We start from the raw sequence: 12,335 nt of genomic DNA, 5'->3' as shown, positions 1-12,335 counted from the left end.
CCATTTTTTTATCTAATTGGTAATGTTGAAAATCGGAAGTGAAATGATACTTTCAAAGAATTCATTTTGGACACTAGCAAACGAAATAGAGCCCTGATGCAAATCAACAATTTGTTTTGAAATTTTTAGCCCAATTCCAGTCGTTCTAATTTTAGAAATATCAATGTTTTTAAAAGATAATTCATTAAGTTCAGCAATTTTTTCTGGTGAAGCTCCCTGTCCATTATCTTTGATTTCGACAATTACATTTGTATCTTTTTTGAATAAGTTGATTCTTATTGTGCAACCCTTTTCGTTATGTAAAACAGAGTTGTAGATGATATTATGGATAACTCTTGTGATTAAAAACTGCTCAATCATGATAGATTGATTAACAAGTGAATAATCGTAATCAAATTCAAATTCAAAATCATTCCAGATTTCTTGATTTAAAATATGGATGAGAATGTCTTTGAAGAAGGGGATAATTTTTGTTTCAGTCTGATTTAATTGAAGATGACCGGATGAAAGGCGAGCTACTATATTTAAGTCATTTAAAATATTTTGGATGTAATAGGATTCCGTCAATATTGGGCGAATATGTTTTTTAGACTGTGTATCTAGTTCAGAATCATTTAACAAGGACGCGTTAGAAATGATGACAGAAAGAGGTGTTTTGATATCGTGTGCAATTCCTGAAATCCATTGCTCTTTAAAGACTTCATTCTCTTTGAGTAGAGTATCGGTTTGATTAATTGCAGTTGTAAGATATTCTAGTTCGGATATAGAATTAATTGGATTTTTCAAACCATCTGGGAGGTTCTGAATAGCAGTTACAAGAGGCGCAATTTTACGATTGATATGCGTCACACCATAGTAGTAAAGAAAAGCGAAATAAAGGCAGTTGAAAAGCAATACTCCAAATGCTACTAGTGGAATTAGGCGAATACTATCTATATCTAAGTAATTATAACTATAACGAGCAATTTTATCTTTTGGAAAACCAACAACAATGATGTAGTCACCTTTTATCTGACTAAAAACAGGATAATCTGAAAGATAATAGCGAGAAAACTGTAAAATGTCCCCATAGTCAAATTGCGAAGGAACTTCTGTAGGTTTATACTGTTCGTACACTTGTTTTCCAGTCTGCTTATCCAATACCATGAGCCATAACTCTTGTTCTTTTAGACTAGAGATATCTTTTTTAGGTATGTGGACGTTATTTTTTGTGATGGTAATGTGTTCAGAAATTATTTTTACAGTCTCAGTAGCAGTTTGCTTTTCCCTAATGTAGAAAACAAAACTGGCAATTAGAATAATATTGGTAATAAAGATAATGATGGAAAAAAAGATAAATTTCTTTAGTGAATACCTTAAAATTTTGGTTTGGTTCATAATCATGATAACAATTTATATCCCAGCCCTTTAGCTGTCTTTAAATATTGAGGTTTTGAAGGATTTTCTTCTATTTTTTCTCGAATTTTCCGAATATGTACAGTCAAAGAGTTTTCATAACCAAAGCTATCCACTCCCCAAATCGTATCACAGAGAGATTCAGTTGAAACGATGTAATTTTTATTATCGTAAAGTTTTTTCAAAATCTTAATTTCAATTGGTGTAATAGAAATTTCTGCTCCATTCTTTTGTACTGTTGCATTCCGAAAACTTACCAAAGTCTGTCCAATCTGTATTGCTTCCTGTTCTGATTTATAGCTTCTCCTGAGCAGAGCCATAATACGATAGATAAGATTTTTTGGAATGAAGGGTTTTACGACATAATCATCACCACCAGCATTGAAACCAGCTACCTCATCTTCAGGATTATTTTTGGCAGTCAGAAAGAGGATAGGAGTATCGCCTTTTTGTCGGATATGTTTTGCTAATGTGTAGCCATCACCATCGGGGAGCATAATGTCCAAAAGGAAAAGGTCGAACTGTTCTGTTTCAATCATGTTCAAACTAGATTCTATATCATAGGCTGATGTTAGATTGGAAAATCCGTAGGCAATGAGAATATCTCTTATGGAAGAGTTTAAAATTTTATCGTCATCAATGATAAGGATGTGCTTATTCAGGAGTTGTTGTTCGAAATTCATAATCTTACCTCGCTTATCTATATTATACCATTTAAAAGAATGAAAAAAGCAAGATACTTTAATCTTAATGTAAAATTAAGGTTAGCTTAGTTTAAAATTAATCTAGCATGTCTATAATAAAGACATAACCTAGATAGAGATACTTTTCAAATAAATTTTAATCAGTGAGGTATTTCCAAATGGCTAAACAACAAATGAATCTCGATGAGATTGAAGTAATGAATTCTCTTCAAGAATGAACTCTTGAAGAACTTGATAACGTTCTTGGTGCTGGTAGTGGAATAATTCATTTTATTCAGACAAAACAATGGTAATAGTGAGTCACCAATTAGATATTGTGAATTATGTTGATTCTATCATTTTTGTTGATAAGAGTAGTAGAGATGTTATCAAAGATACTCATGATAATTTGATTTATAGAAATCAAAATTATAGAAAATTATTTGGTTTAAAGGAGGAAGTTCATAATGATTAGTAATGTTTTACAGATAAAAAACTTACAAAAGGCATTTAAGGACACTCAGGTAGTTAACCTTAGTTCCTTATCAGTTCAACAAGGGGAGATTTATGGTTTTCTAGGTCCAAATGGAGCTGGTAAAACAACCACAATGAAGATGATTTTGTCTTTGATTTCTCGTACAGCTGGGGAGATTGAAGTGTTCGGTCAATCTATAGGTACGGACAAGCAGTATCTTAATCAAATTGGCTCTATGATTGAAGAACCGTCTTATTATCCTAATTTGACAGGCTATGAAAATCTCTTGGTCTTCCAAAAAATCCTTGGATTTGATCAGAAAAATATTCAGGAAACCTTGAAAATTGTGGGGTTAGATCAACCTAAAAACAAGAAAAAATTGGTTAAAGATTATTCTTTGGGTATGAAACAGCGCTTGGCTTTAGCCTTTGCCTTAGTCAAGAAACCGCGTTTGTTGATACTGGATGAGCCAACAAATGGGCTAGACCCAGCAGGGATTCATGAAATTCGGGAACTGATTATCAAGTTGGCAAAGGAACAGGGCATTACTGTCTTCATCTCTACCCATATCCTTTCTGAAGTAGAGCATATAGCTGACCGTGTGGGGATTATCAATCATGGTCAACTGGTTTACGAGGGAGAAATTCGTAAAATTCAGTCCAATAAATGGCTGGAAGTGCGTGGGGATTTTAGAGGTCGACGTGAAGCCATTAGCCAAGTGTTATTTGGTTATCCGTGCAAGATGTTGGAGATACAAGAGGATAAACTCAAGCTGACTAACCTTGCCGATCAGCAGATTTCTAGTTTGTTACGAGATTTAATAGTCGAGAAAGTTCCAATTTATGAAGTGAAGCAAGAACAAGAAACCTTGGAATCTATCTTCCTCAACTTAACCAAGGAGTGAGTCTTATGTTGAATAATTTGTCTATTGAATTGCTCAAGGCAAAACGAACCAAATCCTTCCTCATTAGCATACTAGTTATGGGAGTCGGATTTGCTTGGGCAATTGCAGCCGCTACACGCTACCTAAGTAATCCAGACATGCACCAGATTAGCCTAATTTTCTATATGATAAAAGAAGTAAATGGCTTGATTCTCCCTATTGTGATTGCTCTCTTTGTATCGCGGATTGTCAAGAACGAGAAGGAGGGCAACACTTTCAAACTGCTTTTGGCAAATGGTGAAAATGTACGGCATATCTTTCTGAGTAAGCTTGGACTGACCATGTTCATTTTGACCTTTCTCGCTTTTTTGGAGGGAGTAGTAGCCCAGTTGATTGCAATCTTATCAGGTCTAGAAATGCCTGTTAGCCTAATCCTCTGGCAAATCGTCATTTTCTTGCTAGCCTCTTTTGTCTTAACCTGTCTGTTTTTGACTTTGCAGTTTTTACTGAAGAAGCAGGCATTGATACTGGCATTAGGGATTTTCGGAGGATTTCTTGGAGTTGGATTTGGTCATGCACCAGCTTTTCTACAGCTGATTTTCCCTTTTGGTGGTATAGGATATCTGTCTCTGGTGGATTACCAGCAAGTCGCCAGTCAAGTGAGTTATGTTTTTGCGACAAACCTAGGATTTAAACTATTTACATATTTGCCAATAGCCCTAATCTATCTCTTCTTATCTCTCTATCTGGTTGAAAAGAAAGGAGGTAAGCTATGATGTCTTATCTATCAGTAGAATGGCGGAAAACTAAAAAATTTTCCATGTTGATGATTGGTATTTGCTTCTTAGCTTTTTGTAGCCTGATTGGTCTTGGGATTTACTTTGGTGCAGCTTATTCTATGGTTGAAGAAAGTGAAAAAGTGCCTGTTTTATGGGGACAATTGACCTTCTATTATAGCCAGCTTTTCTTTCCGATTTTGGTCAGCCTTTATGTAGCCATGATGTTAGGAAAAGAGTTTGATAGAAAAAATATTGAATTTCTCAGAGCTAATAATGTCAGTCTTGGGAAATTATTGTTGGCAAAAGAAATAGTAATTATCTTGTTTATTGCTGTTTTACAGTTGTTCTTGTTTGGTATTTTTTATGTCAGTACCCACCTAGCTCATTTAGAAATTTCTAATTTGTTCACCTACCTCAAGTGGGATTTATTGGGGATTTTTGGAACAATTAGTATGATGGCAGTACAGTTTTTTGTGACAGCTAAAACTCGTGTTTTCAGTAAATCTGTGGGAATTGGTGCTATTGGTACTTTCGTAGGATTTATGATGATTTTTGTATCAGATAAATTATCTTTAATCTATCCCTACTCCCAAGCTATGGTGGCAATGCGGTCACGGAATTTGATAGACTTTAATTTAGTGGAAATATTGCTGTTTATCATTGTAAATATTCTTCTGTGGGGGATTTTTCATATATTGAGTAATAAAGAATTGCATAAGTAATGCGAAGACTCTTCGGAGTCTTTTTCTTGTGATAAAAGCTCCAAGCTTTATCCGGTATGCTTGACCTAGTTTTTATAGAAAGAAGTTCAAATTATCAATTAGAAGAGGCTTTGGTACAGGGATTTCAAACACCTGAAGAATACCAAGCCTACAAGGAACTAAAGGAACATTATGAGGAAGTGACAGGCGGTTACAGCTTTTCCAAACGAGAACTCACTAGCCAATTGGAAATCACTCTTCAAAATCATAGAGACGAGGACTTTGAAGAACATGAAAAAGAGGAGTATTTGGACTTAGTTCAAAAGCTAGAGGAATTTGATTCCTCTCTTGCCACCCATTATCGTCAGTTGATTGCTTAGGAAGGAACAAGTCATGAATGATTTACTCCTTATCCCAGTAATTTTTTTAGCAGTAGGAGGAATTCTCATTCTTTTATGGAGACTCTTTCTTATTGCCAGTGGACTTTTCTTGATTGGTTTTGTCAGTTTCCTTATTTTCGTGGAGGTCTATGGAATTTATTTGTTCTTTACTGAACCGCCCCTTTATATGGAAGATTTATCCCAGAATGGTCTGATCAGTTTTACAGGATTTTATGTGGTCTTTAATCTAACCTTGCTTGTATGTGGTGTTTTGAAAATCATTAGTTGGACAAGAAGATTGAAAAGTAGCTGAGCAAGAGATTGTTCAGCTACTTTTTAATTGGGTACTATAAAAATTTTTCTCGAAAATAAAAAACTTGCACGATTTACTCATTACTTAGCCAATACTAGAGTTTATACTAGTTACTGTAAAGATGATCATCTAAAAGAAGGAAGTAGGCAACCTTATGGCTAAAAATACAAGTCGTCCAGAGATTGATTCTCTAAGTTTCGAGGTTGAAAACCAAGAACTTTCCGGTAAATCAGGTTCTGGTTGGTTTACAGCTGTTCAACTTACATTGGCGGGACGTTGTGGACGTTGGTTCACAGGCTCTTTCGAATGCACAACGAACAATGTGAAATGCGGATAGCCTAGATTTCGATACTCATCAATTTGAAAATGAAATTTTAAGTTAATATAAATTTGTAGAAATTAAACTGTTTTTAATGATTCTTTTACTTAAATTTTCATTTTCTTTGGAGAGTATAGAACTAGGTTTAAACCATAGTGAGTAGGAGTAGAAGAAAATGAGAAATCCAGTAATACAGACATTTAATTTATCAAAATCCTATGATGGAAAAATTGTCTTAGATAGGATAGATTTTACATTAAGACAGGGAGAAATCTATGGCTTACTAGGAAGAAATGGTACTGGAAAGACAACCTTTATCAAGGCTATTTTAGGCTTGACAGCTATGGATAGTGGTGAAGTGAATATTCTATCTGAAAAACTGTTAGGTGAATTTTCTAAGGATTTGCTATCTCAAATCGGTGTGGTATTGGACAGTGCTTCTTTTTATCCTAATTTAACGGGACCTGAAAATCTCTCTATTTTTGCAAGATTGAGAGGGATTTCGCTAAAACAGGTGGAGCAAGCTTTACAAGTAGTAGGATTAGATGGGGAAAATAAAAAACTATTCAAGCAGTATTCTCTGGGAATGAAGCAAAGGTTAGCAATTGCTAACGCTATTATGCACCAGCCGAAAATTCTGATATTAGATGAACCAACAAATGGTTTGGATCCTATTGGTATCCTTGAAATGCGCTGTTATCTAAAGGAACTCAGTACCAATCATGGCATTTCGATTTTAATATCCAGTCACATTATTTCAGAACTTGAAAAGCTTGTAGATAGAGTTGGGATACTGCATGATGCCCACCTTATGGCTGAAAAGACTATGCAGGAATTAATAGATGGTGCAGATAAAAGGAAAATCCACCTAATTGTTTCGGATGCTCCTCAAGCTAAGGAAGTGCTTTGCAGGATAAATCTGCAAGAACAGATTAGTATTCTTTCGGATATAGAACTTGAACTTCAGGGAGAATCACCTACTTTTGACATTGCAGTCATATCTAACTCCTTAAAAGATAACGGAATAGTTCTAAAAGAGTATTCTTATAAAAACAATGAAAGTTTAGAGGATTACTTTAAGCGGATAACAGGAGGTGAAGGAATTGCTTGATTTAGTGAAGATTGAATTTCTCAAACAAAGGCATCAAAAACTGAATTTTATCGTATATGGTGTTGTTTCCCTCTACCTAGCTCTCATCTGTTATTATGTAAATGATGCGATAGGCTTGTTTGACTCCTTTCCCTTTGTCTATAAATTTTCTTTGTCTTATTTAAACTTTTTGATTCTCCCTTTGTATTGTGTTTCCTATACAATACAGGCATTTGGTGTAGAATATCGCTATCGCATCATGAACAACTTGAAACTCGCTTCAGCAAATCTAATGAAGACATTCTGGGCTAAGATTTTGTATATAGAAATCAACGCTCTGTGTATCATGTTATTCACCTATATTTCGGTTTCCTTATTTGCACTACTATCTCGCTTTTCTTCGACAGTCAGTTTGTCTTTATTATTAAGATTCTTCTATCTTTGTATGAGTAGTGGTATCTTAATTCCCATGGGAGTATTTCCTTTAGTTGCTTTGGTCATGATAAAAGTCAGAGGCAAGGAGATAGTTGGAAATTTGGTCGGTGTCATGTATGTTTTAGTGTCATTTTTTTTAGCAAGGACGAGTCCAAATATCAGTCCAGTAACAAGCGCTAACAGTTTAATCTGGGAAGGAAACAGAGAAGGAGTGGTGCTTCAACAGCCAGCTATCTTATCGATTGTTGTACTAGGTTTATCTCTACTTGTTTTGTCTTTCTTGTCCATTAAATCTTGGTTAAGAAAGGTGGATGAATAAATGTTGATGCTAGAATTGACTAAACTAAGAAGGCGAAAGATACTGTATATGATTCCCTTTGTAGCCATCCTGCTCTTTTTGTTAGAGTTTATGATTGGTCATCAGATTTATCAAGGGCATTCGTACGGTAGTGTGAATGGCTGGTATGTAGAAAATGGTTTCTTCTTTTTGAACTACTATTTCCTCCTCCCTTTTGCGAGCATGATTTTAGTGGATTTGATAAGAATAGAACAAGTGTCTAAAATGATTTCAAATCTCAGACTGATTCCTGTCGATTTGAAACGATTACTACAAGCGAAGTTTATGCTTGCTTTGTTGATTAATCTACTAGTCAGTGAATTCACTTTTTTGACTATGCTTGTCCTAGAGCTAATGGATGGTGTTTTTGCTTTCTCTAGTCTTGCAATGTTATCTTGGGGACTTGTTTATGGAGCAATTGCTTTTGCTTATACACTGTCTGCTGGTATTATTGTCCTCTTCTTAGGAAAATATCGGAAGGAACTTATCCTTGCCCTACCACTTGCCTTTTTATTGTCATTTGCAGGTTTGTTTGCTTTAACAACGGTTGTTGGGCGGTATTATCTGGCAAATTTACTACTAATCATCATGGAGGAATTCACGGTTTTAACAGTTTCTATATATGCCATTTGGTTGATTACCTTGGTGGCATGTCTCCTTTATTTGTTGGCAGATAAACGCATGATGAACATTATTTTTGCTTATAAATGACAAGCCGAGAATGTAAACCTTTGACAAAATGTGTGAACTGTGGGATAATGAAAGAGAATTAAGTATTGTGTCTATATCATAGGCTAGAAAAGACCCCAAGCTCACGTCCAAATAAGCTTGGGGTCTTTTTTGACACTATTTGTCCTTGTTTAGCCATTTATCGACTAGCCGAAGAACGACACCGACCACAATCGGTTCGATGATAGTTTTAAGGATTAGTTCCATCATGGGCTATCTCACCTCCTTTCGTAGGCGGTGTAGCAGTGCCGTAGAATGTTATACCACATAGGTGCTAAACTCTGGAGTCACCCAATCAGGTGGCTTTTTTGTTTGTGGCTTGGTTTTTTGATATAATAGAGCCATGAGTAGAATTTTAGATAATGAGATAATGGGGGACGAGGAGTTAGTAGAACGCACGCTCCGTCCTCAGTATTTACGTGAATATATTGGGCAGGATAAGGTCAAGGACCAGCTTCAAATCTTTATAGAAGCTGCCAAAATGCGGGATGAAGCGCTGGATCATGTGCTTTTATTTGGCCCTCCAGGCTTGGGAAAAACGACCATGGCTTTTGTTATTGCCAATGAACTAGGTGTCAATCTCAAGCAGACTTCGGGTCCAGTCATTGAAAAAGCCGGTGATTTGGTAGCGATTTTGAATGACTTAGAGCCTGGGGATGTTCTCTTTATTGATGAGATTCATCGTTTGCCAATGTCAGTGGAAGAGGTGCTTTATAGTGCCATGGAGGACTTCTACATTGATATCATGATTGGGGCTGGTGAAGGCAGTCGCAGTGTTCATTTGGAGTTGCCACCTTTCACTTTGATTGGTGCGACGACTCGGGCTGGTATGCTCTCAAATCCGCTACGGGCACGTTTTGGAATTACAGGTCACATGGAGTATTATGCCCATGCTGACTTGACGGAAATTGTTGAGCGGACGGCAGATATTTTTGAGATGGAAATCACTCATGAGGCAGCATCTGAATTAGCCCTACGTAGTCGTGGAACCCCTCGTATTGCCAATCGTCTCCTCAAACGCGTGCGCGATTTTGCCCAGATTATAGGGAATGGGGTTATCGATGATCTTATTACTGATAAGGCTTTGACTATGCTGGATGTTGACCATGAAGGTCTGGACTATGTGGACCAGAAAATCCTTCGCACCATGATTGAGATGTACGGTGGTGGTCCTGTTGGTCTAGGAACTCTTTCTGTTAACATAGCAGAAGAGCGTGAGACAGTTGAAGACATGTATGAGCCCTACTTGATTCAAAAAGGTTTTATCATGCGGACACGTTCTGGACGGGTGGCGACTGCTAAGGCATATGAGCATTTAGGGTATGAATATATTGAAAAATAAGGCTGAAATTTTAGACTCTTTCAGAGAAAATCCGGATATGATGGCTATTTTGACTATCATCCGAAACCTTGGTCTGAAAGATTCTTGGTTGGCAGCAGGTTCTGTCAGAAATTTTATCTGGAATCTCTTGTCAGAGAGACCAGCATTTGATCTTGAAACAGATGTAGATGTGATTTTCTTTGATCCGGATATTTCTTATGAGGAAACCTTGTTCCTAGAGAAAAAGTTGAGAGCGGATTTTCCTCAGTATCAGTGGGAATTGAAAAATCAGGTCTATATGCACCAGCACAGCCCTCATACTGCTCCCTATAGCAGCTCTTGTGATGCTATGAGTAAGTATCCAGAACGATGTACGGCTGTTGGACTGCGCTTGAATGAAAAATCCGTTTTGGAACTCTTTACTCCATACGGTTTGGAGGATATTTTGAATTTTCAAGTTCGTCCAACTCCTCATTTTTTAGAGAATCAAGACCGAATGGTTCTCTATCGAACACGTCTATCCAAGAAAAATTGGCAGGAGAAATGGAAAAATTTGATTTTTAAAAATACTTAAGGAAACTTTAAGCTAGGGAGTGTATACTAAGTCCATAAGTTAAGAAGACCTTAACTTAAACTCCTAAAACTTTTTCATAATAATCTCCCTATAAAATAGAGTCGCCCAATCAGGCGACTTATTTTTTTGAAAAATGGGCTTTGTGCCTGAGAATAATACTCAATGAAAATCAAAGAGCAAACTAGGAAGATAACCGCAGGTTGCTCAAAACACTGTTTTGAGGTTGCAGATAGAGCTGACGTGGTTTGAAGAGATTTTCGAAGAGTATAAATAGCTTAGTGATAGAAGAAAATAGGGAAATATGGTATAATGAAACGATAGATTTTTGAATAGGAATAAGATCATGTTTGGATTTTTTAAGAAAGATAGGGCTGTGGAAGTAGAGGTTCCGACACAGGTTCCTGCTCATATCGGCATCATCATGGATGGCAATGGCCGTTGGGCTAAAAAACGTATGCAACCGCGAGTTTTTGGACACAAGGCGGGCATGGAAGCATTGCAAACTGTGACCAAGGCAGCCAACAAACTAGGCGTTAAGGTTATTACGGTCTATGCTTTTTCTACAGAAAACTGGACCCGTCCAGATCAGGAAGTCAAGTTTATCATGAACTTGCCAGTAGAGTTTTATGATAATTATGTCCCGGAACTGCATGCGAATAATGTTAAGATTCAAATGATTGGGGAGACAGACCGCCTGCCTAAGCAAACCTTTGAAGCTCTGACCAAGGCTGAGGAATTAACTAAGAACAACACAGGATTAATTCTTAATTTTGCCCTCAACTATGGTGGACGTGCTGAGATTACACAGGCTCTTAAGTTGATTTCTCAGGATGTTTTAGATGCCAAAATCAACCCAGGTGACATCACAGAGGAATTGATTGGTAATTATCTTTTTACCCAGCATTTACCTAAGGACTTACGAGATCCAGACTTGATTATCCGTACTAGTGGAGAATTGCGTTTGAGCAATTTCCTTCCATGGCAGGGAGCCTACAGTGAGCTCTATTTTACGGATACCTTGTGGCCTGATTTTGACGAGGCGGCCTTGCAGGAAGCCATTCTTGCCTACAATCGTCGTCATCGTCGATTTGGAGGAGTTTAGGAGGAAATATGACACAGGATTTACAGAAAAGAACCTTGTTTGCAGGGATTGCCCTGGCTATTTTCCTACCAATTTTAATGATTGGGGGACTCTTGCTTCAGATAGCAATTGGAATCATAGCCATGCTAGCCATGCATGAACTTTTGAAGATGAGAGGTCTAGAGACCATGACAATGGAGGGCCTCTTGACCCTCTTTGCAACCTTTGCCTTGACCATTCCTTTGGAGAATTACCTGACTTTTTTGCCAGTTGATGGGAATGTGGTTGCTTATAGTGTATTGATTTCAATCATGTTAGGAACGACTGTTTTTAGCAAGTCTTATACGATTGAGGACGCTGTTTTTCCTCTTGCTATGAGTTTCTATGTAGGCTTTGGATTTAATGCTTTACTAGATGCTCGCGTTGCAGGTTTAGATAAGGCTCTCTTGGCCTTGTGTATTGTCTGGGCGACAGACAGTGGTGCCTATCTTGTTGGGATGAACTATGGTAAACGAAAATTAGCTCCGACAGTTTCTCCAAATAAAACCTTTGAAGGTGCCTTGGGTGGTATTTTAGGTGCTATTTTAGTAACTATCATCTTTATGATGTTTGACAGTACAGTTGCTCTTCCGTATGGAATTTACAAGATGTCAGTCTTTGCTATTTTCTTTAGCATTGCTGGACAATTTGGTGATTTACTAGAAAGTTCGATCAAGCGTCACTTTGGTGTCAAGGATTCTGGGAAATTTATCCCTGGACATGGTGGTGTTTTGGATCGTTTCGATAGTATGTTGCTTGTATTTCCAATCATGCACTTATTTGGACTCTTTTAATCAAAAG

Annotated in this window: 16 protein-coding genes; 13 read left to right on the top strand and 3 right to left on the bottom strand. The window is 37.0% G+C overall.

Annotated features, from left to right (window positions below):
• Positions 1-12: 12 nt before the first annotated feature.
• Both M594_RS09050 and M594_RS09045 read right to left on the bottom strand, forming a co-directional pair.
• Complete coding sequence (locus tag M594_RS09050) at positions 13-1,383, bottom strand: sensor histidine kinase (RefSeq protein ID WP_064276746.1); 1,371 nt, start codon at positions 1,381-1,383, stop codon at positions 13-15.
• Positions 1,380-2,078: a response regulator transcription factor gene (locus tag M594_RS09045; RefSeq protein ID WP_049500915.1), complete on the bottom strand. Its 699-nt coding sequence runs from the start codon at positions 2,076-2,078 to the stop codon at positions 1,380-1,382. Before M594_RS09045 ends, M594_RS09050 begins: the two co-directional genes overlap by 4 nt.
• Positions 2,079-2,545: 467 nt before the next feature.
• Here M594_RS09045 and M594_RS09040 point away from each other — a divergent pair, with 467 nt between their 5' ends.
• The 9 genes from M594_RS09040 to M594_RS09000 all read left to right on the top strand — a co-directional run bounded on the left by M594_RS09040 (position 2,546) and on the right by M594_RS09000 (position 8,501).
• Positions 2,546-3,457, top strand: a complete 912-nt coding sequence (locus tag M594_RS09040; RefSeq protein WP_080976359.1) for an ABC transporter ATP-binding protein — start codon at positions 2,546-2,548, stop codon at positions 3,455-3,457.
• Positions 3,458-3,462: 5 nt separating this feature from the next.
• Positions 3,463-4,212 carry an ABC transporter permease gene (locus M594_RS09035; RefSeq protein ID WP_173876627.1) on the top strand — a complete coding sequence of 250 codons (750 nt, stop codon included), beginning with the start codon at positions 3,463-3,465 and terminating at the stop codon, positions 4,210-4,212.
• Positions 4,209-4,937: an ABC transporter permease gene (locus M594_RS09030; RefSeq protein WP_173876626.1), complete on the top strand. Its 729-nt coding sequence runs from the start codon at positions 4,209-4,211 to the stop codon at positions 4,935-4,937. Before M594_RS09035 ends, M594_RS09030 begins: the two co-directional genes overlap by 4 nt.
• Positions 4,938-4,993: 56 nt before the next feature.
• Positions 4,994-5,296: a DUF5962 family protein gene (locus tag M594_RS09025; RefSeq protein WP_173876625.1), complete on the top strand. Its 303-nt coding sequence runs from the start codon at positions 4,994-4,996 to the stop codon at positions 5,294-5,296.
• Between the two features lie 13 nt (positions 5,297-5,309).
• Complete coding sequence (locus tag M594_RS09020; RefSeq protein WP_254597150.1) at positions 5,310-5,609, top strand: DUF5966 family protein; 300 nt, start codon at positions 5,310-5,312, stop codon at positions 5,607-5,609.
• Positions 5,610-5,763: 154 nt separating this feature from the next.
• Positions 5,764-5,946 (top strand): salivaricin M family lantibiotic, encoded by a 183-nt coding sequence (gene slmA / locus M594_RS09015; protein ID WP_149561018.1) that lies wholly within the window; start codon positions 5,764-5,766, stop codon positions 5,944-5,946.
• A gap of 157 nt (positions 5,947-6,103) precedes the next feature.
• Entirely contained in the window at positions 6,104-7,039 is a 936-nt protein-coding gene (locus M594_RS09010) for an ABC transporter ATP-binding protein (protein ID WP_173876623.1), read from the top strand.
• On the top strand, positions 7,032-7,772 hold the full coding sequence (locus M594_RS09005) for an ABC transporter permease (protein WP_173876622.1): 741 nt from the start codon (positions 7,032-7,034) through the stop codon (positions 7,770-7,772). The genes M594_RS09010 and M594_RS09005 overlap by 8 nt, the downstream gene beginning before the upstream one ends.
• A 48-nt stretch (positions 7,773-7,820) precedes the next feature.
• Positions 7,821-8,501: an ABC transporter permease gene (locus M594_RS09000; protein ID WP_254597147.1), complete on the top strand. Its 681-nt coding sequence runs from the start codon at positions 7,821-7,823 to the stop codon at positions 8,499-8,501.
• Between the two features lie 135 nt (positions 8,502-8,636).
• On the opposite strand, the gene M594_RS08995 is transcribed toward M594_RS09000, so the two are convergent.
• Entirely contained in the window at positions 8,637-8,729 is a 93-nt protein-coding gene (locus tag M594_RS08995; protein WP_084862780.1) for a type I toxin-antitoxin system Fst family toxin, read from the bottom strand.
• A 133-nt stretch (positions 8,730-8,862) separates the two neighbouring features.
• Between M594_RS08995 and ruvB the strand changes: the two genes are divergently transcribed.
• The 4 genes from ruvB (at position 8,863) to M594_RS08975 (ending at position 12,328) form a co-directional block, all read left to right on the top strand.
• Complete coding sequence (gene ruvB, locus M594_RS08990) at positions 8,863-9,861, top strand: Holliday junction branch migration DNA helicase RuvB (RefSeq protein WP_023946759.1); 999 nt, start codon at positions 8,863-8,865, stop codon at positions 9,859-9,861.
• On the top strand, positions 9,842-10,414 hold the full coding sequence (locus M594_RS08985) for a nucleotidyltransferase family protein (RefSeq protein WP_173876620.1): 573 nt from the start codon (positions 9,842-9,844) through the stop codon (positions 10,412-10,414). The genes ruvB and M594_RS08985 overlap by 20 nt, the downstream gene beginning before the upstream one ends.
• 343 nt (positions 10,415-10,757) lie before the next feature.
• Positions 10,758-11,516 carry an isoprenyl transferase gene (locus M594_RS08980; RefSeq protein ID WP_004255202.1) on the top strand — a complete coding sequence of 253 codons (759 nt, stop codon included), beginning with the start codon at positions 10,758-10,760 and terminating at the stop codon, positions 11,514-11,516.
• A gap of 8 nt (positions 11,517-11,524) precedes the next feature.
• Positions 11,525-12,328, top strand: coding sequence for a phosphatidate cytidylyltransferase (locus M594_RS08975; RefSeq protein ID WP_049540615.1), 804 nt, complete (start codon positions 11,525-11,527; stop codon positions 12,326-12,328).
• Positions 12,329-12,335: the final 7 nt, after the last annotated feature.

The organism is Streptococcus mitis (genome assembly GCF_013305725.1).
In the GTDB taxonomy this organism is placed as follows: domain Bacteria; phylum Bacillota; class Bacilli; order Lactobacillales; family Streptococcaceae; genus Streptococcus; species Streptococcus mitis_BO.
The sequence above is the reverse complement of the archived record's forward strand: the minus strand, read 5'-3'. Positions and strand labels throughout refer to the sequence as shown.

What these genes read in the sequence shown, in the direction of transcription:
- M594_RS09050 (WP_064276746.1), bottom strand. Translation starts at nt 1,383, where the DNA reads ATGATTATGAACCAAACCAAAATTTTAAGGTATTCACTAAAGAAATTT.
- M594_RS09045 (WP_049500915.1), bottom strand. Translation starts at nt 2,078, where the DNA reads ATGAATTTCGAACAACAACTCCTGAATAAGCACATCCTTATCATTGAT.
- M594_RS09040 (WP_080976359.1), top strand. Translation starts at nt 2,546, where the DNA reads ATGATTAGTAATGTTTTACAGATAAAAAACTTACAAAAGGCATTTAAG.
- M594_RS09035 (WP_173876627.1), top strand. Translation starts at nt 3,463, where the DNA reads ATGTTGAATAATTTGTCTATTGAATTGCTCAAGGCAAAACGAACCAAA.
- M594_RS09030 (WP_173876626.1), top strand. Translation starts at nt 4,209, where the DNA reads ATGATGTCTTATCTATCAGTAGAATGGCGGAAAACTAAAAAATTTTCC.
- M594_RS09025 (WP_173876625.1), top strand. Translation starts at nt 4,994, where the DNA reads ATGCTTGACCTAGTTTTTATAGAAAGAAGTTCAAATTATCAATTAGAA.
- M594_RS09020 (WP_254597150.1), top strand. Translation starts at nt 5,310, where the DNA reads ATGAATGATTTACTCCTTATCCCAGTAATTTTTTTAGCAGTAGGAGGA.
- slmA (WP_149561018.1), top strand. Translation starts at nt 5,764, where the DNA reads ATGGCTAAAAATACAAGTCGTCCAGAGATTGATTCTCTAAGTTTCGAG.
- M594_RS09010 (WP_173876623.1), top strand. Translation starts at nt 6,104, where the DNA reads ATGAGAAATCCAGTAATACAGACATTTAATTTATCAAAATCCTATGAT.
- M594_RS09000 (WP_254597147.1), top strand. Translation starts at nt 7,821, where the DNA reads ATGATTCCCTTTGTAGCCATCCTGCTCTTTTTGTTAGAGTTTATGATT.
- M594_RS08995 (WP_084862780.1), bottom strand. Translation starts at nt 8,729, where the DNA reads ATGATGGAACTAATCCTTAAAACTATCATCGAACCGATTGTGGTCGGT.
- ruvB (WP_023946759.1), top strand. Translation starts at nt 8,863, where the DNA reads ATGAGTAGAATTTTAGATAATGAGATAATGGGGGACGAGGAGTTAGTA.
- M594_RS08985 (WP_173876620.1), top strand. Translation starts at nt 9,842, where the DNA reads ATGAATATATTGAAAAATAAGGCTGAAATTTTAGACTCTTTCAGAGAA.
- M594_RS08980 (WP_004255202.1), top strand. Translation starts at nt 10,758, where the DNA reads ATGTTTGGATTTTTTAAGAAAGATAGGGCTGTGGAAGTAGAGGTTCCG.
- M594_RS08975 (WP_049540615.1), top strand. Translation starts at nt 11,525, where the DNA reads ATGACACAGGATTTACAGAAAAGAACCTTGTTTGCAGGGATTGCCCTG.